24 protein-coding genes are annotated in these 23,560 nt (G+C 70.6%); 13 read left to right on the top strand and 11 right to left on the bottom strand.

Features of this window, described 5'->3' with window-relative positions; all coding sequences use genetic code 11:
• Positions 1-133: 133 nt before the first annotated feature.
• Entirely contained in the window at positions 134-682 is a 549-nt protein-coding gene (locus KBX08_RS16165; protein WP_210784348.1) for a hypothetical protein, read from the top strand.
• 60 nt (positions 683-742) lie between these two features.
• Here the strand turns inward: KBX08_RS16165 and KBX08_RS16160 are convergent, their stop codons facing one another.
• Entirely contained in the window at positions 743-1,081 is a 339-nt protein-coding gene (locus tag KBX08_RS16160; RefSeq protein ID WP_210784347.1) for a DUF3817 domain-containing protein, read from the bottom strand.
• Between the two features lie 152 nt (positions 1,082-1,233).
• On the opposite strand from KBX08_RS16160, the gene KBX08_RS16155 reads away from it, so the two are divergent.
• Entirely contained in the window at positions 1,234-2,712 is a 1,479-nt protein-coding gene (locus KBX08_RS16155) for a glutamate--cysteine ligase (RefSeq protein ID WP_210784320.1), read from the top strand.
• Between the two features lie 212 nt (positions 2,713-2,924).
• Positions 2,925-3,902 carry an LD-carboxypeptidase gene (locus KBX08_RS16150; protein WP_238689706.1) on the top strand — a complete coding sequence of 326 codons (978 nt, stop codon included), beginning with the start codon at positions 2,925-2,927 and terminating at the stop codon, positions 3,900-3,902.
• Positions 3,903-3,998: 96 nt separating this feature from the next.
• Here the strand turns inward: KBX08_RS16150 and KBX08_RS16145 are convergent, their stop codons facing one another.
• The 4 genes from KBX08_RS16145 to KBX08_RS16130 all read right to left on the bottom strand — a co-directional run bounded on the left by KBX08_RS16145 (position 3,999) and on the right by KBX08_RS16130 (position 7,467).
• On the bottom strand, positions 3,999-4,385 hold the full coding sequence (locus KBX08_RS16145; protein ID WP_210784314.1) for a DUF2267 domain-containing protein: 387 nt from the start codon (positions 4,383-4,385) through the stop codon (positions 3,999-4,001).
• 307 nt (positions 4,386-4,692) lie between these two features.
• Positions 4,693-5,178, bottom strand: coding sequence for a GNAT family N-acetyltransferase (locus KBX08_RS16140; protein ID WP_210784312.1), 486 nt, complete (start codon positions 5,176-5,178; stop codon positions 4,693-4,695).
• A gap of 136 nt (positions 5,179-5,314) precedes the next feature.
• Complete coding sequence (locus tag KBX08_RS16135; RefSeq protein WP_210784310.1) at positions 5,315-6,487, bottom strand: zinc-dependent alcohol dehydrogenase; 1,173 nt, start codon at positions 6,485-6,487, stop codon at positions 5,315-5,317.
• 29 nt (positions 6,488-6,516) lie between these two features.
• Positions 6,517-7,467 (bottom strand): SRPBCC family protein, encoded by a 951-nt coding sequence (locus KBX08_RS16130; protein WP_210784308.1) that lies wholly within the window; start codon positions 7,465-7,467, stop codon positions 6,517-6,519.
• Positions 7,468-7,710: 243 nt separating this feature from the next.
• On the opposite strand from KBX08_RS16130, the gene KBX08_RS16125 reads away from it, so the two are divergent.
• The 3 genes from KBX08_RS16125 to KBX08_RS16115 all read left to right on the top strand — a co-directional run bounded on the left by KBX08_RS16125 (position 7,711) and on the right by KBX08_RS16115 (position 11,241).
• Positions 7,711-8,742, top strand: coding sequence for a carboxypeptidase-like regulatory domain-containing protein (locus KBX08_RS16125; protein WP_210784305.1), 1,032 nt, complete (start codon positions 7,711-7,713; stop codon positions 8,740-8,742).
• Between the two features lie 81 nt (positions 8,743-8,823).
• Complete coding sequence (locus KBX08_RS16120; protein WP_210784303.1) at positions 8,824-9,186, top strand: SCP2 sterol-binding domain-containing protein; 363 nt, start codon at positions 8,824-8,826, stop codon at positions 9,184-9,186.
• Between the two features lie 3 nt (positions 9,187-9,189).
• Positions 9,190-11,241 carry a glycogen debranching N-terminal domain-containing protein gene (locus KBX08_RS16115; protein WP_247669482.1) on the top strand — a complete coding sequence of 684 codons (2,052 nt, stop codon included), beginning with the start codon at positions 9,190-9,192 and terminating at the stop codon, positions 11,239-11,241.
• Here KBX08_RS16115 and KBX08_RS16110 read toward each other — a convergent pair.
• Entirely contained in the window at positions 11,238-11,897 is a 660-nt protein-coding gene (locus KBX08_RS16110) for a TetR/AcrR family transcriptional regulator (protein WP_210784301.1), read from the bottom strand. The genes KBX08_RS16115 and KBX08_RS16110 overlap by 4 nt on opposite strands.
• Between KBX08_RS16110 and KBX08_RS16105 the strand changes: the two genes are divergently transcribed.
• The 3 genes from KBX08_RS16105 to KBX08_RS16095 all read left to right on the top strand — a co-directional run bounded on the left by KBX08_RS16105 (position 11,779) and on the right by KBX08_RS16095 (position 14,585).
• Entirely contained in the window at positions 11,779-12,669 is an 891-nt protein-coding gene (locus KBX08_RS16105) for a maleylpyruvate isomerase family mycothiol-dependent enzyme (RefSeq protein ID WP_307850564.1), read from the top strand. The two genes, KBX08_RS16110 and KBX08_RS16105, sit on opposite strands and share 119 nt — an antisense overlap.
• Positions 12,670-12,819: 150 nt before the next feature.
• Complete coding sequence (locus KBX08_RS16100; protein WP_210784297.1) at positions 12,820-13,758, top strand: alpha/beta hydrolase; 939 nt, start codon at positions 12,820-12,822, stop codon at positions 13,756-13,758.
• Positions 13,759-13,838: 80 nt separating this feature from the next.
• Positions 13,839-14,585 (top strand): SDR family NAD(P)-dependent oxidoreductase, encoded by a 747-nt coding sequence (locus KBX08_RS16095; RefSeq protein WP_210784295.1) that lies wholly within the window; start codon positions 13,839-13,841, stop codon positions 14,583-14,585.
• A gap of 76 nt (positions 14,586-14,661) precedes the next feature.
• Here KBX08_RS16095 and KBX08_RS16090 read toward each other — a convergent pair whose 3' ends face one another.
• Positions 14,662-15,600, bottom strand: coding sequence for a helix-turn-helix domain-containing protein (locus KBX08_RS16090; RefSeq protein ID WP_210784293.1), 939 nt, complete (start codon positions 15,598-15,600; stop codon positions 14,662-14,664).
• Positions 15,601-15,693: 93 nt separating this feature from the next.
• Between KBX08_RS16090 and KBX08_RS16085 the strand changes: the two genes are divergently transcribed.
• Positions 15,694-16,704, top strand: coding sequence for a saccharopine dehydrogenase NADP-binding domain-containing protein (locus tag KBX08_RS16085; protein ID WP_210784291.1), 1,011 nt, complete (start codon positions 15,694-15,696; stop codon positions 16,702-16,704).
• Positions 16,705-16,952: 248 nt separating this feature from the next.
• Positions 16,953-18,449: a DUF1996 domain-containing protein gene (locus tag KBX08_RS16080; RefSeq protein WP_210784287.1), complete on the top strand. Its 1,497-nt coding sequence runs from the start codon at positions 16,953-16,955 to the stop codon at positions 18,447-18,449.
• Positions 18,450-18,526: 77 nt separating this feature from the next.
• Here KBX08_RS16080 and KBX08_RS16075 read toward each other — a convergent pair whose 3' ends face one another.
• A complete protein-coding gene (locus KBX08_RS16075) occupies positions 18,527-19,006 on the bottom strand; it encodes a hypothetical protein (RefSeq protein WP_238689695.1) in 480 nt (159 codons plus the stop codon).
• Between the two features lie 403 nt (positions 19,007-19,409).
• Between KBX08_RS16075 and KBX08_RS16070 the strand changes: the two genes are divergently transcribed.
• Positions 19,410-20,588 carry a DUF418 domain-containing protein gene (locus KBX08_RS16070; RefSeq protein WP_210784283.1) on the top strand — a complete coding sequence of 393 codons (1,179 nt, stop codon included), beginning with the start codon at positions 19,410-19,412 and terminating at the stop codon, positions 20,586-20,588.
• A 9-nt stretch (positions 20,589-20,597) separates the two neighbouring features.
• Complete coding sequence (locus KBX08_RS16065) at positions 20,598-21,689, top strand: winged helix DNA-binding domain-containing protein (protein WP_210784279.1); 1,092 nt, start codon at positions 20,598-20,600, stop codon at positions 21,687-21,689.
• Positions 21,690-21,702: 13 nt separating this feature from the next.
• Here the strand turns inward: KBX08_RS16065 and KBX08_RS16060 are convergent, their stop codons facing one another.
• The 3 genes from KBX08_RS16060 to KBX08_RS16050 all read right to left on the bottom strand — a co-directional run bounded on the left by KBX08_RS16060 (position 21,703) and on the right by KBX08_RS16050 (position 23,428).
• Positions 21,703-22,146 (bottom strand): DUF5990 family protein, encoded by a 444-nt coding sequence (locus KBX08_RS16060; RefSeq protein WP_210784277.1) that lies wholly within the window; start codon positions 22,144-22,146, stop codon positions 21,703-21,705.
• A gap of 14 nt (positions 22,147-22,160) precedes the next feature.
• Entirely contained in the window at positions 22,161-22,763 is a 603-nt protein-coding gene (locus KBX08_RS16055; protein ID WP_238689692.1) for a TMEM175 family protein, read from the bottom strand.
• A gap of 194 nt (positions 22,764-22,957) precedes the next feature.
• Positions 22,958-23,428 carry a hypothetical protein gene (locus KBX08_RS16050; RefSeq protein ID WP_210784274.1) on the bottom strand — a complete coding sequence of 157 codons (471 nt, stop codon included), beginning with the start codon at positions 23,426-23,428 and terminating at the stop codon, positions 22,958-22,960.
• Between the last annotated feature and the right edge of the window lie 132 nt (positions 23,429-23,560).

The raw sequence follows: 23,560 nt of genomic DNA, 5'->3' as shown, positions 1-23,560 counted from the left end.
CTTTCCAGCTCGGCCCCCCGCTTACCCGGGTCGCCGGGGTTGTCACCTCGCGGCCGTGAGCCCGTGACCAGGTTTCATTCACGTCGTTCAACCGAGGACGTCGATACGATCTGTGAACACACGCGAACTCTCGGTGGTGGAAATGGACAGCGGACTCGATACCCGACGGATCGTGCACCCGACGGAACGAATCGTCACCGGGCGGCTCGTCCGCCTGCTCGACGGCTACACCCGTGAGGTGCGCATCGGTCAGCCGGTGCTGGTGGCGGTGCTCGCCGCGGCGGCCTTCGCCCGGCTGCCCGCCCTGCTGCTGCGCTCGCTCTTCTCGTTCGGCGGCGGCGGCACCCGCCGTCGCTGGAAGGAGCTGAAGCAGGGTCCGGAGTACCTGGTCACCCCGGTGCGGCTCCGCAACACCGCCGGTCAGCTCTGCGAGGTGGAGCTGCACGGTCACCTGCCGCAGAGCGCCCTGCACCCGGCGGACCAGGTGCAGCTCACAGTGCGCCCGCAACGCGACCCGGAGCTGCCGCCCCGGATCGAGCAGATCGTCAACCTCACCACCGGGCAGTTGCTGACCCCGCGTACGGCGACGCTCTGGTCGCATCTCGGGCCGCCACTGCTGTTGCAGGCGTTCCTGGGCACGCTGCTGGTGGCCGGCATCGCGGCCTGCTCCGCGCTGACCTGATCAGGGCCGGCGGGTCGGCGGTTCAGCCGATCGGGATGAGTGCGCGGGCGGGTCGGCGGCTCAGCCGACCGGGGCGGGCTCGCGGGCAGGCTGCCTGTCGACGGCGAGCATGCCCCGGCGACGGGCCCAGCGCTCGAAGGCCAGGGTGGCGAAGGGCGGCACCGCGCTGGCCAGGGCCACCGCCGTGGCCAGCAGGCTCCACCGGTGCAGCCGGGCCACGGCAAGCACCAGCAGGACGTACGCGACGAACAGGCCGCCGTGTATCGGCCCGAAGATCTTGACGCCCAGCTCGTTGTCCGGCGGACCGTACTTGACCAGCATGCCGACCAGCAGGGCCAGCCAGGAGCAGGCCTCGGCGATCGCCGCCGCGACGAACAGCCGGGTCACCTTCTCGCGCATCCGCACGCCACCACCTCTCGGCCCGCAATGCTATCGGTCCGCCCTGGCTGGGCTAACAGGGCGGGCAGGTGGGTAGGAAAGGGTCCTCGGGTCTTCCCCCGCCCGGCGATCACGTGCGAGGTTAGGGGACCAGCGGTGACGGGGTGGTGACCATGGGCGAGGACGTCGGCGTACGAACCTTCAGTCGAGAGGATCGAGCCCGCTACCGCGACAAGGTCCGCCGCTGCCTGGATGTCTTCGCCGAGATGCTGCGCGAGTCGCGCTTCGACCTCGACCGGCCGATGACCGGCGTGGAGATCGAGCTGAACCTGGTCGACGAGGCGTCGAATCCGGCGATGCGCAACGCCGACGTGCTGGCGGCCATCGCCGACCCGAGTTTCCAGACCGAGCTGGGCCAGTTCAACGTCGAGATCAACGTGCCACCGCGCCGGCTGACCGGCACCGGCACCGCCGACTTCGAGGAGTACGTGCGGGCCAGCCTCAACGCCGCCGAGGTGAAGGCCCGGGCGGTCGGCGCGCACATGGTCATGATCGGCATCCTGCCGACGCTGCGCCCCGAGCACCTGACCGCCGAGACGCTGTCGGCCAATCCCCGCTACAAGCTGCTCAACGAGCAGATCTTCGCGGCCCGCGGCGAGGATCTGCCGATCGCCATCAGCGGGGTGGAACGTTTGGCCGTCACCGCCGACACGATCACCCCGGAGGCTGCCTGCACCAGCACCCAGTTCCATCTTCAGGTCAGCCCTGCCCAGTTCGCCGACTACTGGAACGCCGCCCAGGCGGTGGCGGGCATCCAGGTCGCGGTCGGCGCGAATTCGCCGCTGTTCTTCGGCCGGGAGCTGTGGCGCGAGACCCGCATCCCGCTGTTCCAGCAGGCCACCGACACCCGGTCGGAGGAGATCAAAGCCCAGGGGGTACGCCCCCGGGTCTGGTTCGGCGAACGCTGGATCACCAGCGTGTTCGACCTGTTCGAGGAGAACGTGCGCTACTTCCCGGCGCTGCTGCCGGTGTGCGACCCGGAGGACCCGGCGCAGGCCCTCGCGGCCGGCGAGGTGCCCAATCTGGCCGAGTTGCGCCTGCACAACGGCACCGTCTACCGGTGGAACCGCCCGGTGTACGACGTGTCGCGGGGCCGGCCGCACCTGCGGGTGGAAAATCGGGTGCTGCCCGCCGGCCCGACCGTGCTGGACACCATCGCCAACGGCGCCTTCTACTTCGGGTTGGTGCGCGCCCTCGCCGAATCGGACCGGCCACTGTGGTCGCAGATGTCGTTCAGCGCCGCCGAGGAGAACTTCACCAGCTGCGCCCGGCACGGCATCGACGCGCAGGTGTTCTGGCCCGGTCTCGGTTACCTGCCCGTCACCGAGTTGGTGTTGCGCCGGTTGCTGCCGATGGCCCATCACGGCCTGGACCGGTGGGGGCTCGACCCGGCCGAGCGTGACCGGTTGCTCGGCGTCATCGAGCAGCGCTGCCTGGCTGGCCGCAACGGCGCGACCTGGCAGGTGGAGACGCTGCACCGGTTGGAGTCGGCCGACCACCTGGACCGGCCGGAGGCGCTGCGCGAGGTGGTCCGACACTACGTCGACCTGATGCACAGCAACCGGCCGGTGCACGAGTGGCCCATCCCCTGACTGGGCGTCACTCCCCCGGCCGCCCACACCGTTCGCGGACCCCAAGGCATCGATCCTTGTCGTAGGCTGTTGCGGCGCGGACATCGACGCCGATGAGGGGATCGCCCGTGACAACTTCCGGAACGGACCGCACCCCGACCCCGAGATCCGCAAGCCAAGCCCTTTCCCGGCGGCACGTGCTGGGTGTCGGGGCGGCGGCTGCCGGTGGGGCCTTGCTCGTCGGCACAGCCGAGGCGGCGCAGGCCGCGCCGGGCGGCCCGAAGCGGGTGCTGCGCGCGCCGGCGCTGGCGCCCGGGGACCGGGTCCGGGTCGTCTCGCCCGGGGGCACGCCCAACCCCGCGAACATGGCGCGCGGCATCGAGATCCTGCGAAGCTGGGGCCTGGAGGTCGAGTTGGGCGCGCACGTCTTTGCCAGGTACGGCTATCTGGCCGGAACGGATGCCCAGCGGCTGGCCGATCTGAACGCCGCGTTCAACGACCCCGGAGTCCGTGGTGTGTTCGCCGCCCGTGGCGGCTACGGCACCCAGCGGATCGTCGATCAGATCGACGTGGCCGGCATTCGGCGCGACCCCAGGGTGGTCGTCGGGTTCAGCGACATCACCAGCATCCACGGCAGACTCTGGCGCGACACCGGGCTGGCCACGTTCTACGGCCCGATGGTCAACTGGAGCGACAGCCGCACCGGCCCGGAGTGCGCCGAGTCGCTCCGGCGGGCGGTGATGACGACGGCCCCCGTCACCATCTCCCGGGATCCCGCCGAGACGGCCGCCCCCGTGCTGGTGCCCGGACGGGCGACGGGTTCCCTGCTCGGGGGCTGCCTCACGCTGATCTCCACATCGCTGGGCGCCGACGACGCCCCGAAGTTCGACGGCGCCATCCTGTTCTTCGAGGACGTGGACGAGGCACCGTACAGCATCGACCGGATGCTGACCGAGTTGCGCCGGGTGGGCGTGCTGTCCAGGGTCGCCGGGGTGGTCATCGGCCAGATCACCAACAGCGTCGGTGGACCCGACGAGTGGGACGCGGCCGCGGTGCTCAAGGATCGCCTCTACGACCTCGGCGTACCGGTCCTCGGTGGGCTCCGACTGGGCCACGGCAATGGCCAGCTCACCGTTCCGCTCGGTTCGCGGGCCACAATCGATGCCGTGGCGGGGACCCTGACCGTGGAGCCCGGAGTCCGCCCCCGCTAGCTTCGCCACCCTCTTCGTCGCCGGCTTCGCCAGCGCGGTCCGCAAGACCTGGCCCCAGCCTCACCTGCTCCGCGCCGGTTGCGGCGGGGGCGGTGCTCAGCCGCGCGGGGTGGGAACACCGAAGAGATCGATGATGCCGGCGGGAAGCTGGGCGAGCAGATCGTGCCGCTCGTCGTCGTTGAGCGCCTCGGCGACGGTCCGCAACACCGCCTGGGCGTGTAGACGCACCTGGTCCGCGTCCGCGACCTGCTCCCGGTCGCCGACGTGCTTCAGGAACTCACCGATGTCCCACCGGCGGCCCTGCGGATTACGGGTGACCGACGCGTCCAGCCGATCCGGTAGCTGTGCCGCCAGGTTGTCGGCCTCCTGTCCGGCGAGCCGTTCGCCGAGCACCGACAGAACGGCCTGTACGGACCGCACGGCCTCGTTCTCCCCGAGGCCCGCGCGCCGCCGTACCGTGGCGATCATCTGCTCGTACTCCATGACCCGCTCCTTCCGTCTCCTCGACCGGCCATCGGGCCCTGCCGGCGGACGAACGGGGCGAGTTCCCATGCTCCCTGGCCGCAAACGGGGTCACCCGTCGACCCGGACTTCGCGTCATCGGGCGGGCACGGCTCACATCTCGCCGCGAACCAGGCGGATCAGCCGGTCGAGGACATGTCGTCGTGGTATATCGCGGCGGCGACCCGCACCTCGTTGCGCGCCAACTGCTCCGGGTCGTTCAGGTCCGGCCAGCGTCCCCCGTGGACACCCCGTGTCCGCGCCCTCCATCGACGACACGCCGGTCACGTCACTCGGATTGCCAGCTGAGCCAGGTCTGGCCGTGCTGGAAACCCACCCGCTGATACAGGGGCACCGCCCGTTCGCTGGAGTGGACGGTCACGTGTTCCAGGCCGAGCTCGCGCGCCTCGGCCAGCACCAGGGTCAGCAGGGCCGCGCCGATCCCGCTGTCGCGCAGCTCCGGCACCACGTACACCGCTTGGACGTCCCCGGTCCGACGGTGCCGGTGCGTGGGTGCCGGCACCCGGTCAGCGATCATCAGCCAGGCCATTCCGACCACGTCGCCGTCGACCTCGGCGACGAACGGCCGGTGGGTCGACAGATGCTCGGTGACCCACGTGGCGAACAGCTCCACGAAGTCGTCGTGATCATTGCCCGTGTAGCCGCCCTCCTCGGTCAGCCGCCGCCATCGAAGGCCTGCCAACGCCACGGCGTCGGCAGGCGTCCCCGCGCGGACGTCTGCCCGAATCTGACCTTGGTGATTGTCGTTCGGCATGACGCGAGGCTACCCACGGATGGCCACGCCCTGGGCCCTCCCGGCCGGGCCGGCCGGTGCGGGTGAATCGTCTACGACATCAGCTCCAAAGGCAGCGCGCCCCGATCTACCCGGCCGGCCGGCCCACGCGCACCGGTCAGGCCTTGAGCAGCACCTTCGTGCAGTCGTCCTGCTTCTTCTGGAAGATCTTGTAGCCCTTCGGGGCGTCACGCAGCGGCATCCGGTGGCTGACGATGAAGCTCGGGTCGATCTCGCCGCGCTGGATGCGTTCCAGTAGCGGCCGGGTGTAGCGCTGGACGTGGCACTGACCGGTCCGCATGACCAGCGAGCGGTTCATGAACGCGCCCATCGGGAACTTGTCGACGAAACCGCCGTACGCGCCGACGACCGAGACCACCCCGCCGGAGCGGCAGGCGAGGATCGCCTGCCGCAGCGCGAACGGCCGTTCCGTCTCGACTCGCGCGGCCTGCTTGGCCCGGTCGTACGCGTACAGGGCGGCGTTGCCGTGGTGGCCCTCCAGGCCCACCGCGTCGATGCACGCGTCGGGGCCCCGGCCGGCGGTCATCTCGTTGAGGGTGTCCAGCACGTCGACTTCCTCGTAGTTGATCGTCTCGGCGTCGATGTGCTCCTCGGCCAGCCGCAGCCGGTACGGGAACCGGTCGATGACGATCACCCGCTCCGCGCCGAGCAGCCGGGCGCTGGCCGCGGCGAGCAGCCCGACCGGCCCGGCGCCCCAGACGGCGATCACCTGCCCGGGTTTGATGTCGCACATCTCGGCGCCCATGTAGCCGGTCGGGAACACGTCGGCCAGCATGACCGCCTGGTCGTCGCTGATCTCGTCGGGCACCTTGACCGGGCCGACGTCGGCGAACGGCACCCGGGCGTACTCGGCCTGGCCACCGGCGTAGCCGCCGAGCAGGTGCGAGTAGCCGAAGATGCCGGCCGGCGAGTGCCCCATGATCTTCTCGGCGATGCCGGCGTTCGGGTTGGAGTTCTCGCAGACCGAGTAGAGGCCGCGCTGGCAGGACGAGCAGTGCCCGCAGGCGATCGGGAAGGGCACCACCACCCGGTCGCCGGGGGCGAGGTTGCGGACCTGCGGGCCCACCTCCACCACCTCGCCCATGAACTCGTGGCCGAGGATGTCGCCCTTGCGCATCGCGGGGATGTAGCCGTGGTAGAGGTGCAGGTCGGAGCCGCAGATCGCGGTGGTGCTGATCCGGACGATCGCGTCCCGGGCGTTCATGATCTTCGGGTCGGGTACGTCGATGACCTTGACGCTGTCGGTGCCCATCCAGGCGGTGGCCTTCATTCTCGGTCCCTTTCGGAGAGCTCGGGCGGTCAGCGGCGGGACGCCGGCAGCGGCTGGGCGGGTCGCTGCATGGCCTGTTGGCGTACGGAGATGCCGTTGGGGCTGCCCTCGGAGCGGACGACCTCGCCGGTTTCCAGCACCTGCTTGAACCGGCGCAGGTCGTCGCGGACCTGCTGCTCGGGTTCCTCACCGAAGAGCTTCGCCACCGCTCGTCCGAGCGCGCCGGCCGGCGGCGCGTAGCGCAGCTCCACCCGTACCTCGGTGCCCCGGTCGCCCGGCGCGGGCACGAACCGGACCCGGCCGGCGTTGGGCACCCGGGTCCCCGGCAGCGACCGCCAGGTGATCGACTTGTTCGGCTGGTCGTCGATGATCTCGGCGTCCCACTCGACGCGGTGCCCGGCCGGGCCACGGGCGATCCAGTGCGAGCGGCGCAGGTCGTCGGCGCGGACGGACTCCAGGTGCGCCATGAATCGGGGCAGGTTCTCCATGTCCCGCCAGAACCGGTACGCCTCGGCGGGCGACCGGTTCACCGTCACCGCGATCTGCATCCTGATCACCCGGGCGCGGGCCCGTCGAGCGCGCCCGACGCGTACGGCGGCGAGCACGTCGACGGCGGTGATGCCGGCGATGGCGAGGGTGGTCAGCGCGACCCGGCGGCGGCGTTCACCGTCGCGGTCGGCGAGGGCCCGCCCGAGCAGTGTGAGGTCCATGGCGTCGCCGGCCACCCGGCTCCAGGCCCAGCCGGCCGGGCGACGGCCACTGAGCAGGCCGGCGCCGCTGCCCAACTCCCGTAGGCCGATGGCCGGAAGCACGGACCGCGCGGCCGGGGAGTCGTCCACCCCGGTCAGTCGCGCGAGGGGACCGGGCGCGACCAGCGCGCCCACTCCCAGGGCCAGGCTCAGCAGGCCGAGCGCGCTCGGCAGCGTCGCCGGCACCGGCCCGTCCAGCTCCGGCAGGAGCACAGTGTCGACACGACTCATGTCCGGTCCCTTCCGGTGGGCGTCGCCGCCGGTCCGCAGCGAGGGCGGCGGTGGTCCCCGCCCCCGTGACGCTATGTCTTACCAGTGCCACATGCGCCGGGTTCGGGGCAGAACGTCCGTTGCGGTCGGTGTGGGGTGGGAACGCCGTGCGGCGACGGTCGGCATCGCGACATTGACCGATTTGGATCACCTGAACGCCGTTACGGTCTGCCCAAACCGCCGCGCCGCCGGAAGGACATCCCGATGAGCCGTGCTCTGCTGCGCCACCTGACCGCCACCATCGCCGTCGCACTGCTCGTCGGGGAGGCCGCCGCCCCGGCCGCCGCGCGTACCCCCGGGTCGTCCGCGCCCGGCGGCGTCCGCACCGTGGTGCGCGACGCGGCGACCGGCGCACCGGTCCCCCGGGCCTGCGCGGCGCTCGTCCCGGTGGACGCCGCTGCGTTGTCTGCGGTCAGCATCGGTGAGGACCAACTCGGACGCTACGGGGGTTGCGCCGATGAGCAGGGCGTCCTGGTGACCGGGGACGTCGCCCCGGGGAGGTACCGGCTGCTGGTGAGCCCTTACGACACGACGGAGCACGGCTTGCAATGGGTCGGCCGGCGCGGCGGCACCGGTGAGCGCGAGCGGGCACAGGTGATTCAGGTGCGGCCCGGCGTGGTGACCAGCGCGCCGGTCATCCGGCTCGACCCGCCGGGCACCGTCGTCGGAGTGGTGACCGACGCGGCGACGGGCGCGCCGGTCCCCCGTGCGCTGGTCATGGTGGTGCCCTACGTGCCGCACCCGAAGTACGGCGACCACGGCCCGACCACGGACGAGGAGGGCCGTTACACGATCACCGGCCTCGGCCCGTACCACTGGCCCGTGCAGTTCGCCGCCGCCGGGCTGGCCACGGTGTGGTCCGGTGGGGTGGGCGGTCGGCAGCAGGCGCGGCCGGTGCGGGTCCGCGCCCAACAGACGGCGACGCTGAACCAGGCGCTGCCGGCGGGGACGCCGCTCACCGGGGCGGTACGGGTCGACGAGCTGCTCACCTACGCCCAGGTGATCGCGTTCGACGCGGCCACCGGGGACCTGGCCGGCGTCGCGGACGTGGGTGACAGTTACGCCCTGCGCCTGCTCCCCGGGCAGCGGGTGAAGCTACGTTGCGACTGCGCGTACACCCCGCCGGTCTGGCACCGGGACGCTGCCGGCTTCGACGCCGCGACTGCCGTGCGGGTACGCCGGGCGCCGGTCGTGGTGGACTTCAACCTCGGGACCCGCTTGTCGCTCGCACCCTGAACAAGGGCACCACCCCGGCGTTAGGAGTGCGCGGCAGCGGGTAGCCGGCATCCGCTCTTACCAGCGCCCGGAGGAGGTGGGATGTCGGAGACCAGCGCCTTCTTCGAGCGGTTGACGGTCGCTGGCCAGGATCCACGGTTCAGCAAGGTCTGTGGCAGCGTGCGATTCGACATCCGCGACGACGGCAACGTGGAGCAGTGGCGGCTGGACATCGATCATGGCCGGATGCGGGTTACCCGAAGCGATGCCCCCGCCACCACTGTGATCCAGGTGTCCGCGCAGGTCGCGGAGGCGATGGCGCGGGGCGAGGTGAACGGGCTGGCGGCGATCACCCGGGGCGAGATCATGGTCGACGGTGATCTCGCCCTGGCGTTGCGTATCGGGCGGCTGTTTCCGCGAGAGGCCGGGCGGCTTCAGCGCGAGGATCCCGACAGTGGGACGTGACGGATGAGGGACATCGCGGGCACTGTGGCGTGCATCGACGGGAACACCTTCATGGTGTCCGACGCCAGCGGCGACGTGCAGTCGTCCCCGAGCACCCCGGTCGGCCTCTTCGCCGCTGACACGCGCTTCCTGTCCCGTTGGAGGCTCACCGTCAACGGCGAGTGCATGACCGCGCTGTCGGTGGACGACAGCCAGTACTTCGAGGTCACGTTCTTCGCGGTGCCCGGCGCGGCGGTGGACTACGTGGAGGCCGACGTGTCGGCCATTCGGCGCAGGCGCATCGGCCCGGACCTCACCGAGTCGCTGACGATCTTCAATTACGGCGAGCGGGACATGACGCTCGACGTACGTCTGGAGGTGGCCGCCGACTTCGCCGACATCTTCGAGATCAAGTTCGACATCGGCGACAAGTCCGGCGAGCACTACACGCACGTCGGCCCGAACGAGTTGCGCCTGGGTTACCGGCGCGCCACCTACCGACGTGAGGTCGTCGTGTCGGCGAGCGAACCCGCGGAGTTCGACCCGGGCGGACTCCGGTTCGCGGTCCGACTGCGCCCCGGGCAGCAGTGGTCCACCCGGTTGCAGGCAGTCATGTTGGCGCTGCGTCCGGACGGCGTCGACCTGCGCTCCGCCCTGCGGGCCCTACGGCCGGACGACTCCACCCTGCCTGCCAGCGTGCAGGCCTGGGTCGCGGCGGCCCCGACCCTGGACACCGAGAGCGTCGGCCTCCAGCAGGTCTACCGCCGCAGCCTGGTGGACCTGGCGGCGCTGCGCTTCGCCCCGCTCTCGCTCGGCGGGGCGAGTGTGCCCGCGGCCGGGTTGCCCTGGTTCATGACCCTGTTCGGTCGCGACAGCCTGTTGACCTGCCTGCAAACCCTGCCGATCACCCCGTCGCTGACCCCACCGACACTGCGGATCCTCGGGTCGTTGCAGGGCACCCGGACCGACGACGTGTTGGAGGAGGACCCGGGCCGGATCCTGCACGAGCTGCGCTACGGGGAGTCGGCCGCGTTCGAGGAGCAGCCACACTCCCCGTACTACGGCACTGTGGACGCCTCACCGCTGTTCGTGGTGCTGCTCGACGAGTACGAGCGGTGGAGCGGCGACACCGCGCTGGTGATGGAGTTGGAGCAGGAGGCCCGAGCGGCCCTGGCCTGGATCGACCTGTACGCGGACCTGACCTCCACCGGCTACGTTTGGTACCAGCGACGCAACCGCGCCACCGGCCTGGACAACCAGTGCTGGAAGGACTCCTGGGACAGCATCTCCTACGCCGACGGCCGGCTGCCGGGCTTCCCGAGGGCCACCTGCGAAACCCAGGGGTACGCCTACGACGCGAAGATCCGGGGGGCACGACTGGCCCGCACCTTCTGGGGCGACACTGCCTACGCCGAGCGGCTGGAGAGCGAGGCGGCGGCCCTGTACGACCGGTTCAACCGGGACTTCTGGCTTGAGGACCGCGGCTTCTACGCCCTCGCCCTCGACCACGACGGCACTCCCGTGGACAGCCTGTCGTCCAACATCGGGCACCTGTTGTGGAGCGGCATCGTGCCACCGGAGCGGGCTGCGCGGGTGGTCGAGCACCTGATGGGGCCGGCGCTCTTCTCGGGTTGGGGGGTGCGGACGTTCGCCGAGGGGCAGCGCCGCTACAACCCGCTCGGCTACCACAACGGCACGGTCTGGCCGTTCGACAACTCGTTCATCGCCTGGGGGCTGCGCCGTTACGGCTTCGGCAACGAGGCGGCCCGCATCGCCGAGGGCATCCTCTCCGCCGCCACCTACTTCGAGGGCCGGCTACCCGAGGCGTTCGGCGGGTTCGACCGCGACACCACCCGGTTCCCGATCCGGTACCCGACCGCCGGCAGTCCGCAGGCGTGGTCCAGCGGAGCCTGCATGCTGCTGATCCGCACCATGCTCGGTATCAACCCGCACGAGGACCACCTGGCCGTGGACCCCGCGCTGCCCAGCACCTTCGGGCGGATCGCGCTCCTGGACATCCCCGGCCGTTGGGGCAAGCGCGACGCGTTCGCCCGCCAACGCCCCGACCAGCGTTAGCCACCGTGGCCTGCTTGATCGTGAGGGCTGAACGGGCGGGGAGTGTGCGTGATGCCGTTGAGGATGAGCGTGAGTCCGCGCTCGAATTCCTGGCCGGTGTACACGGCCCCGACCGGGGCCAGTTCGGCGAGGGTCGGCAGAGCACCGTGCGCAAGCGCTTCGACGCGACGGGCGGCGGAGGCGGGATCCTTCTCGCGCGTGAGCGCACCGGCCAGCTCGTTCTGCGCAATACCCGTGACAAACGCCGAGACGGCGCGGAACGCGACGAACAGGTCGACGCCGTCCAAGCCTCCGCGCGCAAGTGCTGCCGCGAGCGCCTCGGCTGGAGCGAGGCTGGCTCGGGAAGACGTGCGGCGGGTGAGTATGAGCGGGATGACCGCCGGGTGCGCGCGGAAGGTCCGCCACATGGCGGTAGCCACGGCACGCGTGTCGGCCAGCCAATCGTCGGTCGGCTTCGGTATCTGGACTCGGGCGGCGACGGCGTCGACCACGAGTTCCTCGAGGGCTTCGCGGCTGTCGACGTAGTTGTAGAGAGTCATGGCGCCGGTTTTCAGCGACGCCGCGAGGGAGCGCATGGTGAGCCCGGCCAAGCCATCCCGGTCGACGATCACCAGCGCGTGTTGCTGGATGTCCGTGAGGGTGAAACGGGCTCTCATGCTGGCTGCTCTCCCGGAGATGGGTACGGCGTACGTATCAGACGGTACTATACGTACAACGTACGCATGCCGGAGGAGATTCATGATCACTAGAAACTCGGAGCGCCCGCCATTCCGGGCCAGCCGGAAAACGGGAACGGGATGGCGTGACCTGGCTCAGCAGCAGGATGACGCCTTCGTCGCCTTCGCCCGCACTCTGACCGATGAAGAGTGGGAGCGGCCCAGCCTCTGTGCGGGCTGGACCAACAAGGTTGTGCTCGCCCACCTCGCGCTCGGTCTGCACCTGCCGCCATCACGGCTGCTGCTGGCAATGGGGCGGCGGCGCTGGTCGTTCGATGCCTCGAACGACCTCCTGAGTCGCGAGTACGCCAGCCAAAGCACCGCCCCGGAATTGATCGACGTGTTCGACCGCTTCCGGGCGCGTCCACGAGGTATCGGACGTCTACTGCCGGCACCGCTACTGCTCGGCGACCACGTCGTACACCACCTCGACATCGCATTCACGCTCGGCCGGTCCGGCGTCCTGGCGCCGCCGGTGGCCGACGCGGTCCTCACCGTCGAGACACGCGTGCCCAACCCGTTCATCCCCGCGGTCGCGCGGGCCAACGGCATCGCGTTCCGCACCACCGACACGAACTGGTCGCGCCCCTCTGCCGGCGCCCCCGAAGTCGTCGGCACCGCCGAGAGCATCATCTCCGTTCTCGCCGGTCGACACCACGCCATCCCGAACCTGTCGGGCAGCGGCGTCGCCATCCTGGCGAACCGACTCTGAAGCGAACGCGGCCCCACACCGTCGAACCCGCCGCGCCGCTCCGACCAGGCCGCGACAGCGGCGTGCTCGACATCACTTGACACGTACAACGTACGCGAGTCACGCTTACGTACGTTGTACGTATCAGACGTTGGAAGGTAGAGGATCCGAGTGCTCAGCATCGACAACGAACTTCTCGAAGCAGTCGGCGCGATCGCCGCCGCCGCCCCACCGACACCACCCGTCGTCGGTGACTGGAGGACTCGACGGGCCACCATCGATGCCGTCTATGGCGGGTTGGCGGCCGCCGTCACACCCGACAACAGTGTCGACGTCGTCGACTTCACAGTGCCGTCCGCGGACGGGCACACCCTTGCACTGCGCCTGTACAAGCCGACGAACCCACCGCACGCCCTTGTCGTCTACCTCCACGGTGGCGGTTTCATCGCCGGAAGCCTGGACGGGTACGACCACATCTGCCGCCACTACGCGTCAGAGGCCGGGGTTGCGGTTGTCGCTGTCGACTACCGGCTCGCACCCGAAGCGCCGTTTCCCGCCGCCGTCGAAGACTGCGTCGCCGCGGTCCGCTGGGCGATCGAGCATGCGGCGGAGCGTGTGCCCGGCGCGCGGGTCGCAGTCATGGGTGACTCCGCCGGCGGTGGCCTCGCAGCGGCGACAGCCCTACTGTGCCGCGACCGTGGGATCGGGCCGTTGGCCGCGCAGATCCTGGTCTACCCGATGCTCGATGACCGGACTGCGGCTGCCGACCCGGCCGTCGAGCCCTTCCTCGGCTGGTCGGTCGCCGACAACATCACCGGCTGGCGCGCCTACCTCGGCGCGAGGTACGGCACCGACGACGTGCCCGCGTCCGCTTCGGTCACCCGCGCGGAGTCACTCGACGATCTGCCAGCGACCTACCTCGAGGTCGGCCAACTGGACCTCTTCTGCGCGGAGACGGTCGCCTACGCCGAGCGGCTCGTACACGACAACGTGGCCGTGCATCTCTCGGTACGCCCCGGCGCAGTCCACGGCTTCGACCAGTTCGCTCCCGAGTCCGGGGTGGCACGCAGCGCCATGGCCGACCGCATCACCTTCCTGAAGAACCTGTGACGCGTCCACGTTCAAACCTGGACCGCGCCGCACCGTCGCACCCATCAAGCCCATCTGAGACCGCCCAGCAAGGAGTTTCCATGGAAACCAAGACTGCCCTCATCACCGGCTCGACGAGCGGAATCGGCCGCGCCACCGCACTCAAGCTCGCTCGCGCTGGTGTCCGTGTCATCGTCTCCGGGCGCAACGCCGAACGAGGACTGGAAGTGGTGGAGGAGATCCGCGCCGGGGGCGGAGAGGCCGACTTCGTCGCCGCCGATCTCCGCGACGCGCAATCCGCTGTAGCACTCGCGGCCAAGGCCACCCAGGCCGCCGAGTCGGCGGGCGGAAGCCTCGACATCCTGGTCAACAACGCGGCGATCGGGGCCGGTGGACCGACCGCGGGCACCGAGGAGTCGACCTTCGACGCGGTACTGGGCACCAACCTGAAGGCGCCGTTCTATCTGGTCGCGAACCTTGCACCCGCCATGGCGGCACGAGGCGGTGGGGCGATCGTCAACGTCTCCACCCTCGCCGCCGAAGTCGCCCTCCCGGGCCTGTCGGTCTACGGCGCCAGCAAAGCCGCCCTGGACCTGCTGACCAAGAGCTGGGCAGCCGAGTTCGGCCCGGCGGGAGTGCGCGTGAACTCCGTGCGCCCCGGCCCGACCCGCACTCCCGGATCCGCGGCCCTGGGCGAGGGCCTGGAACAGCTCGCGGCCCAGGCCCCGCTGGGTTTCGTCGCCGATCCGGAGGACATCGCCGCCGTCATCGCGTTCCTCGTCAGCGACGAGGCACGGTTCGTCACCGGCGTGATTCTGGACGCCGACGGTGGCCGCACCGCCGTCTGAGCGAGTCAGCCTGCGCCGGCCCGACCATGGGCTCCCCGGCCGCCCATTCCTCGGGGCGGCCGGGGAGGCCGTGCGCTCAGGCGCTGCGGAAGGTACGCCGGTACGCGTCCGGGGGCACGCCGACGGTGCGGTGGAAGTGCCGACGCAGCGTCGCGGCGGTGCCCATGCCGGCCGCCTCGGCGATGGCGTCGATGCTGTGGTCGGTCTGCTCCAGCAACTCCTGGGCGCGGCGGATCCGCTGCGTCGACAGCCACAGCAGTGGTGTGGTGCCGGTGGCCGAACGGAAGTGGCGGGCCAGGTTGCGTGAGCTCATGTTCGCCTGCCGGGCCAGGTCCTCGACGGTCAGCGGCCGGTCCAGGCGGGCCAGGGCCCAGGGAAACAGGGTGACCAGCGGGTGGTCGTCACGGGCGGGCACCGGGGTGGTGACGTACTGGGCCTGACCACCGGCGCGGTGCGGTGGCACGACCAGGCGGCGGGCGACGGCGTTCGCGACGGTCGAGCCGTGGTCGCGGCGGATCAGGTGCAGGCACAGGTCGATCGCGGCGGCCTTCCCGGCGGAGGCGAGCACGGTGCCGTTGTCGACGTAGAGCACGTCCGGGTCGACCCGTACCCGCGGATAGCGGGCGGCCAGCGCCTCGGCGTGCGCCCAGTGCGTGGTGGCCCGCAGCCCGTCGAGCACCCCGGCGGCGGCCAGCACGAACGCGCCGGTGCACAGCGAGACCATCCGGGCGCCCGCCCGGTGGGCCGCGCGGACCGCGTCGAGCAGGTCGGGGGGGACGTCAGCGTCGACGTCCTCGACCGACGGGATGATCACGGTGTCGGCGCGGGCGAGCCGGTCCAACCCGTCGTCGGGCGCCAGCAGGAAGCGGCCGATCCGGACCGGGGCGGGGCCGCAGATCGCCACGTCGTACCAGGGGTCGGCCAGGCCGGAGGGGTCGTGGGCGAAGACCTCGCAGGCAAGAGCCAGCTCGAAGTGCAGCATCCCGTCGGTGGCGGCGATCGCGACAAGGGCCATGTCCGAAACTGTACGGGGATTGGCGTTCCCGACACTGGTCGGTCGTCGGCAGCTGCGAAAGACTGGGCCCAGTCGATCTTCGAGGGGGCAACGATGGGCCACAGCGTGGCGGTGTTCGGGGCGTACGGGCACACCGGACGGTTCGTGATGGCGGAGCTGCGCGAGCGCGGGTTCGGTGCTCTGCCGGTGGGCCGCGACCCGCGCCGGCTGGCGGCGTTCGGGGCCGGCTACCGGGTGGCGTCGGTCGACGATCCGGCCTCGCTCGACGCGGCGCTGACCGGCGTGGACGCGGTCATCAACTGCGCCGGCCCGTTCGCGTCGACCGCCGCCGGTGTGATCGGTGCCGCGCTGCGCGCCGGGATCCCGTACGTGGACGTGGCGGCCGAGATCGAGGCCAACCTCGACACGTTCACGCACTTCGCCGAACGCGCCCGGGCGGCCGGTGTCGCGGTGGTCCCGGCGATGGCCTTCTTCGGCGGGCTCGGTGACCTGCTCGCGACGACGGCGATGGGCGACTGGACGTCGGCCGACGAGGCGCACGTCGCGTACGGACTGAGCAGCTGGCACCCGACGGCCGGGACGGTCGCCGCAGGCGTCGTCTCCCGCGAGCGCCGCGCCGGCCGCCGGGTCCGCTACACCGGCGGCCGGTTGGAGTACCAGTCCGGCGGGGAGCTGCCGAGGGTGGACTGGGACTTCCCCGCGCCGTTGGGCCGGCGGACCGTCCTCGGGGAGTTCACCATGGCCGACGTCGTCACCATCCCCCGCCATCTGGCCATTCCCGAGGTTCGCACCTACATGACCGTCGACGCCGCCACCGACCTGGGCGCCGCGGCGGCGCCGGTCGCGGTCGACGGGCTGGGCCGGTCAGCGCAGACGTTCACTGTCGACGTCATAGTGCGTCGCGGCGACGTGCGCCGCCGTGTCGTGGCCAGTGGCCGGGACATCTACGCCGTCAGCGCGCCCCTGGCCGTGGAGGCGGTCGGGCGCGTCCTCGATGGTCGGACGAGGACCAGCGGCGTCGCCTCCGCCGGCGAGATGTTCGACGCGGCCGACTTCCTGCGCGCGCTGTCGCCGGCCATCCGCGTCGAACCGGTCAGTGACTGAGGTCGAGAATTCAGCCACAATTCGTTACGCGAAATCCGTAATCATCGAACCAGAACGGGGCGATGGGACTTAAAAGAAACTTAAGGCTGTACGAGCGAAAAATTGTCATCGGGGCCCGCCGCGCTGGCTGCCAGGGCACTTGTCGACCGGCCTCCTTAATTCTTTCCCCGCGAGTTGATGCAGGCCCCTGACGTGCACATACTCCTTCCGACAGAGCTTTATCGTCGACTCGAAGGAAACCACTGGTAATGCGGACTCCCCCCGCGCACGTCGCACCGCCGGATCGGGCACGAAAGCGTCGTCGCCTCACTCGCATCACGCTCGCCTCTGCGGTCGTCGCCGCATTGGCCGGTAGCGGCATCTACATCGCCGGCGCCCAGGCCGAAGAGGTCGCCGTGCCCGGCCGGGTGCAGGCAGAGGGCTTCGCGGCACAGTCCGGGGCACAGACCGAGGGCACCGGCGACGCCGACGGCGGCCGTAACGTTGGCTGGCTGGCCAGCGGCGACTGGCTGCGCTTCGACGGTGTGTCGGTAACGGGCGTCGACCTGACGGCCCGGGTCGCCTCGCACAACGCCGCCGGCGGCACCGTCGAGTTGCGCCTCGGCGCGCAGAACGGCCCACTGCTGGCCAGCTTCCCGATCACCCAGACCGGCGGTTGGCAGAAATGGACGACCGTCACCGCGAAGGCGCCCGCTGTGCCGGCCGGCGCGCAGACCGTCTTCGCGGTCATGAAGAGCACCTCGACGTCGGATTTCGTGAACCTGAACTGGTTCACGTTCGGCCCCGCGACGGGCACGTCGGCCACGCCGAGCACGTCGGCCACCCCCTCGGCCACGCCGAGTTCCACCGCGTCCGCGTCCCCGTCGACGTCCGTCCCGCCGAGCGCACCGGCCGGCGGCTGGGTGCCCGTCGACCAGGCCAAGTGGAGCAGGGAACTGGCCGCCTTCAACGCCATCAGGCCGAAGGCGGTGCCGCCGGGCACCACCCGGGTGCCGGAGTTCCACACCGACTGCGGCGTCGCGAATTCCGCCCCGGACGACCCGATCGTCCTGCCGAACCTCTCGGGCGCCTCGCACATGCACACCTTCTTCGGCCCGAAGATCGACGCCTTCACCACGACGGACAAGCTGTTCGCCGCGGTGAACACCTGCAACGCCCCCGGGGACAAGAGCGCCTACTGGACCCCGGAGCTGCGCAAGGACGGCAAGGCCGTGCCAATCAAGAGCATGCGCGTCTACTACGGCTCGCGGGTCAAGGACCCGTCGACAGTCAAGCCCTTCCCGCCGGGCCTGGTGGTGGTCGAAGGCGACGCCAAGCGGCAGGTCGACACTCCGAAGAACGCCGGCAGCAACCAGTTCTGGTGCGCGGGCAGCGCCGAGATCGGCCGCAGCGCCGACGGCAACTGGCCGAGGTGCGCCCCCGGCGGCAACCTGATCTTCCAGCTCGTGTTCAAGGACTGCTGGGACGGCAAGAACATCGACTCACCCGATCACAAGTCGCACATGGGCGACCCGGTGAACGGCGTCTGCACCGGCAAGTACCCGGTGGCCGTGCCGGATCTCTCCTTCATGGTCAACTACGAGTCGCTGGGCGGTGACGGCCTCAGCCTCTCCTCCGGCAAGCCGTCGTCAATGCACGGCGACTTCATGAACGCCTGGGAGCCGGAGCGTCTCGGCGACCTGGTGAAGTCCTGCCTCAACCAGAACGCCAAGTGCGGCGTCGACACGACCTTCGCCGGCGGCTGACCGCCGCCTCCGTATTGACGGACGGCCCCCACGCCTGAGCGTGGGGGCCGTCCGTCATCACATCCGACCTGCGACGGTCAGAGAACCATGCTGACCCCGTTGGCCTTGCACGCGGCGCTGACGTCCTTGCCGGCCTTCTCGAAGGCCGGGTTGTCGGCGGCGGTCGCCGGGTCCGCCGCGGCCGCAGCCTTGGCCGCCTCGGCGGCGAACGTCCGCAGGGCGTCGGCCAACTTGCCGTCGCCGGTCGAGGCGACAGTGGTCACCTTCTGCTCCAGCCCGGTCAGGATCTTCTTGAAGTCCGCCGCCGACGCGTCGCCAGTCGTGGCGACCTTCACCATCTCGGTCCTCATCTCGTCGCTGGCCTTCTTCACCGCCTCGCAGAGCTGCTTGTCGGTCGCCGCGCCCGCGGCGGGTGACGAGGCCGGAGCGGCGGCAGCGGAGGTGGCAACAGCGGACGGGGCTGCGGAGGTGGGAGGGGGCGTGGTGGATCCGGCGGTCGTCGCCTTATCGGCGTCGCCACAGGCGGCGAGGGCCGTCGAAACGGCAAGGATCAACATGGCGGAAGCAAGACGGGAAGATTTCACGGACGCGGACGATAGTCGAAGTCCGAACGATGATCAATTCGCTCGGCGTCCCGCCCACCCTCGGCGGCTCCACAGTGTTCGGTCACGGTGAAGCTACGTCGCGAAGCGCGAGGATGGAGGTCGCCGTCAGTGCGACGGCGCGGTCCTGATCGTGCGACAGGTCCCTAAGGCGCGTACGGCGGCGCTTCCCGGAATGTCCGCCAACGCCTCGGTCAGCCGTCGCCGTGCGGACGGTGCGACACCACTCTGCCCAAGGCAGGCGACGAGCCGGTTCGCAATCTGGTCTGCCACCGCGGGGATGGTGTCTTTTCGTCACGACGGTCCGTGTGACGGAAACACTTCACGGCAGCGGGTCACGCTCCGGAGGCTGGACACCATGAATGTGACCCGGCTCGACCGACCGGGCGACGGCCACCCACAGCCCTCGCCCGGGGACACCCTCGCCCGCATCACCGTCGTGGACGCACTGCGCGGAAGCGCGCTGCTGCTCATCCTGCTGGTGAACATCGCGTTCTTCAGCTCCGGCTACGACTTCCACCTGGTCGACGATCCGACGCGCGGCGCCGTCGACCTGCTGATCGCCGGCGCGGTGGAGCTGTTCTTCGCGATGAAGGCGTACCTGCTGTTCGCCTTTCTGTTCGGCTACAGCTTCACCCTGCAACTCGAATCCGCGGCTCGGCGCGGAGTGGAATTCCGCCCGGCGTTCCTGCGCCGGCTCTCCGGGTTGTTCGTTCTCGGCGTGCTGCACGCGGTGCTGCTGTTCCACGGCGACATCCTCACCACGTACGCGCTGCTCGGTCTCGTGCTGTTCGCGGTCCGGCGGATCGAGCCCCGCACCGCGCTGATCGCGGCGGCGTCCATCATCGGCGGCATCGCCATGGTGGTCGGGATCGCCGCGGTCCTCGGCGCCACAGTGGTTCCGGACGAGGCCGCCGCACTCGGCGCCGGTGCGCGTTCGACGCTGGCGCTGGGCGGCGGCCTCGGCGATGTCGTCCTGGAGCACCTGCGGTCGATGCCGGCGATGATCGGCGGTCTCGCCGTGCAGGGTCCCCTGGCGTTCGCGGCGTTCCTCGTCGGCCTCGCCGCCGGCAAGCACCGGCTGCTCGCCACCGTGCCCGCCCACCAGGACCTGCTACGCCGGTGCGAACGGGTGGGCTACCCGATCGGTCTGGCCGGCGCCGTCGTGTTCGCGGTCGGTGGTTCCACGGCGAACCTGACCGGACTGATGGTCAGCATCGTCACCGCGCCGTTCCTGGCCGCCGCCTACGCCGCGACCCTGCTGCGCCTGTTCACGCGGCGGCCGCGCCTCGCCGACGCGTTCGCCCCCGCTGGGCGGATGGCCCTGACCAACTACCTGGCCCAGTCGCTCGTGTGCGTGCTCGTCTTCACCGGCCTCGGGTGGGGCCTGGTCGGCCGCACCTCGCCGGGACAGACACTGCTGATCGCACTGGTGATCTTCGCGGTGCAGCTGGTGGTCAGCTCGTGGTGGCTGCGACGGTTCCGGTACGGCCCCGTCGAATGGGCGCTGCGCGCCTGGACGCGCCGCCCCAACTAGGGTGCTGACATGGTCGATCGGCACCAGGTGATGAACTTCCGGGTCCGGGCCCAACAGCTCGACCGGGCCGAGGGCACGCTCGCCGACACCGCCGTCCTGGACCTCGGGGTGCAGAACACCGGTCCGGACGGCGGGCGGTGGGCGCTGGCGATACGCGGGGTCGACGTGACCGCGTTGTCCGACGCGGATCTGGTCCTGCTGTGGACGGTGCGGGGTGCTCCCCACCTCTACCGCCGGGCCGACGTTGCGAAGGTGGCGGCGGCCGTCGAACCCCACTCCTCGGCCGACGCGGGCAAGCGCATCTACGACGCCGCGAAACCGTTGAAGGCCGCCGGCATCGACACCCTCGCGGCCCTGGACGAGATCGCCGAGCGGATGCGGGCCATCGTCAGCACGCCGACGGTCAAGGGGGACGTCTCCGGCCGCCTGGCCACCATGCTGCCCGAGCCCTACCTGCGGTTCTGCCGCCCGTGCGACGCCACGCACCTCTACGAGATGCCGTTCCGGCTCGCCGCCCTGCGGGCCGGACTGGAGTTGCAGCTCGACACCTCACCCCCGGTCCTGCGGCGCATCACCGGGTTCAGGAAGGCAGCCGCTGCGGGTGACCGCTTCGGCCTCATCCGCGCCTATCTTCGCCTGCTCGGTCCGGCCACCCCGAAACAGGTCGCCGACTACCTCGACGCCCCGGTGAAGGACGTGAAGGCGCACTGGCCCGACGATGTGGTCGAGGTGACTGTCGACCGCGAGGTGCGCTCGTTGCTGGCCGCCGACGAGGCGGCGCTGGAGTCGGCCGACAGCACCGTCACCCGACTGCTCGGCCCGTTCGACCTGTTCCTCCAGGCCAAGGACCGGGCAACGCTGGTGCCGGACGCCGCCCGCGCCAAGGAGCTGTGGCCGGTGTTGGGTCGCCCCGGCGCCGTCCTGGTCGACGGCGAGTTGGTCGGCACCTGGCGGCCCCGCAAGTCCGGCAGGACGTTCACCGTCGCCGTGAGGCCGTGGCGCCGGTTGTCGGACGCCACCCGTGAAGCCATCACCGCGCAGGCCGAACACCTCGCCGCGTACCGCTCCGTCTCCCTCGGCGGCGTCGACTTCGGCAGCTAGTCTTCGACGACACTCACTCCACCGCCCAGGCGACGGCGGGCGGGCGCACCCGAGCGCAGATCGGCCCACCGGTGGCATCGGTCAACCCGACCCGGCCGACCAGCGTCCCGTTGCCCTCGTGGGCGGCGCGCAGCAGCTCGGTCGGCACGTCGGTGAACATCAACTTCGCCCGTCGGAACATCGCGAAGCCGTCCTGGGTCACCGCGCCCCAGCTCAGATAGATAAACCGAGCCCCGGGGCGGCCGTGCACCCAGGGGCCACCGACGTCGAGCGCACCGTCGATCTCGCGGCTGGACACCTCGAAGGACCAGGTGGCGCTGGCCGCGTCGGCCGGCACCTGGTCGACGACCTCGGCCTTGCGCTGAACGCCGACGTGCACGTTGCCCAACCGCAGCGCGTCGGCCTCCGCACCGGGACGCTGACCTGGGAGATCGCTGCCGTCGATCCTGATCCGCATGGCACCGACTCTAGTTACACGGCCGTTTGTCCGGCGGTGTCGTCCTCGCCGTACTCGCCGCGGATGGGCAGGTAGTAGGCGGGCAGGAACCCGGCGATGATGGCGACGCCGGCGATCGGCACGAACGCGCCGACGAGGATGCCGGAGCCGATCCAGACCAGCGCGAGCGCGAAGCGGCGACCGATGGCCCGCGCCCCGAACGGACCGAGGCCGGGGTCCAGCAGGTTGGCCCGCCGCAGGTGCGCCCACACGATGTTGAAGAGAGCCGCAGCCGTCCACAGTGTGCCGCCGTAGACGACGACCGACGCGCGTAGCCCCTGCTCCGCGCGCAACGCCTCGGCAAGCAGTGACGTGGAGAACGGCAGGAACGCGATGACCATCAGGAGCAACGTGTTGAGGAACAGGACCCCTCGGTCGACGTGCCGGACGCGATCGAACATGACGTGGTGATTCACCCACACCTGCCCGATGAGCAGGAAGCTCAACGTGTACGCCAGGTACGACGGCCACAGCGCACCGAGCCCCTGGACGAGGCGCCCGAAGTCGTGGGGCGGTTGGATCTCCAGCACGAGGAGCGTCACGGCGATCGCGAAGACACCGTCGCTGAAGGCCAGCAATCGGCCAGGGCTACGGGTAAGCCGTGAAGTTTCCCTTTTGGGAGGCACATCCGGAATTATGCTATACGTCCGCTTTCATTTCTGGGCAGCGATCGGGGCCGTTCTGCGCAGGTAGGTCTCGGCCAACTGGCGAAGGCGCGTCCGGTCGAAGCTGTCCCCGTGGCCGGGATGGAATCGGCGGGTGCCAGGAGACGTCAAATGATCGCGAAGAGACGGTCAGCGGGGTCCACGACCGCAGCCAGCACCGCGCCCGGCACGAGCGCCGGATCGTCCGCGCGGATCGTGTCCGCCTCGAACGGCGTGAACCCCGGCCCGCTGATCCACAGACGGAGTTCCAGCCCGTGATTCTCGCCGTCCAGGTGGTTCGCCACCTGGAGAACCTCTGCCGTCGCGGCGACACCGGCCGCGGCCAACCGACGCGTGTCGCGACGGGATCGGGCGACCACCCGCCAACCGAAGACGCCGAACCCGACACCGATGGCTGTCGCCAGGACGCCACCGACCAGCAGACCCCAGAAGTCGCTGGACGATCGCGGTGGGTTCAGCGTCACGGCGGCGACGAGCAGGACCGGTCCGGGTAGGCAGATGGCCAGGAAGACGAATCGGCTCAGCAGCGCGCCGATCGGGCCGACACGCGCTTCCGCTTCGCGAGGGGCACTCGTCACCCTCGCACCGTAGTGCAGCGGCCGGCTGGCTCACTCCACCGTCCGGGCGGGGCCGGGGAGGGTGAATCCGTCCGTGCCGGAACGCGGGAACGCCCGATCTGCCGATCTGAACGAGTACGCCGTGAAAGACTC

Origin of the sequence: Micromonospora sp. H61, from assembly GCF_018070325.1 — a bacterium.
GTDB lineage: Bacteria > Actinomycetota > Actinomycetes > Mycobacteriales > Micromonosporaceae > Micromonospora > Micromonospora salmantinae.
Note: the sequence above shows the minus strand (reverse complement) of the source record. Positions and strands in the feature narration are given on the sequence as shown.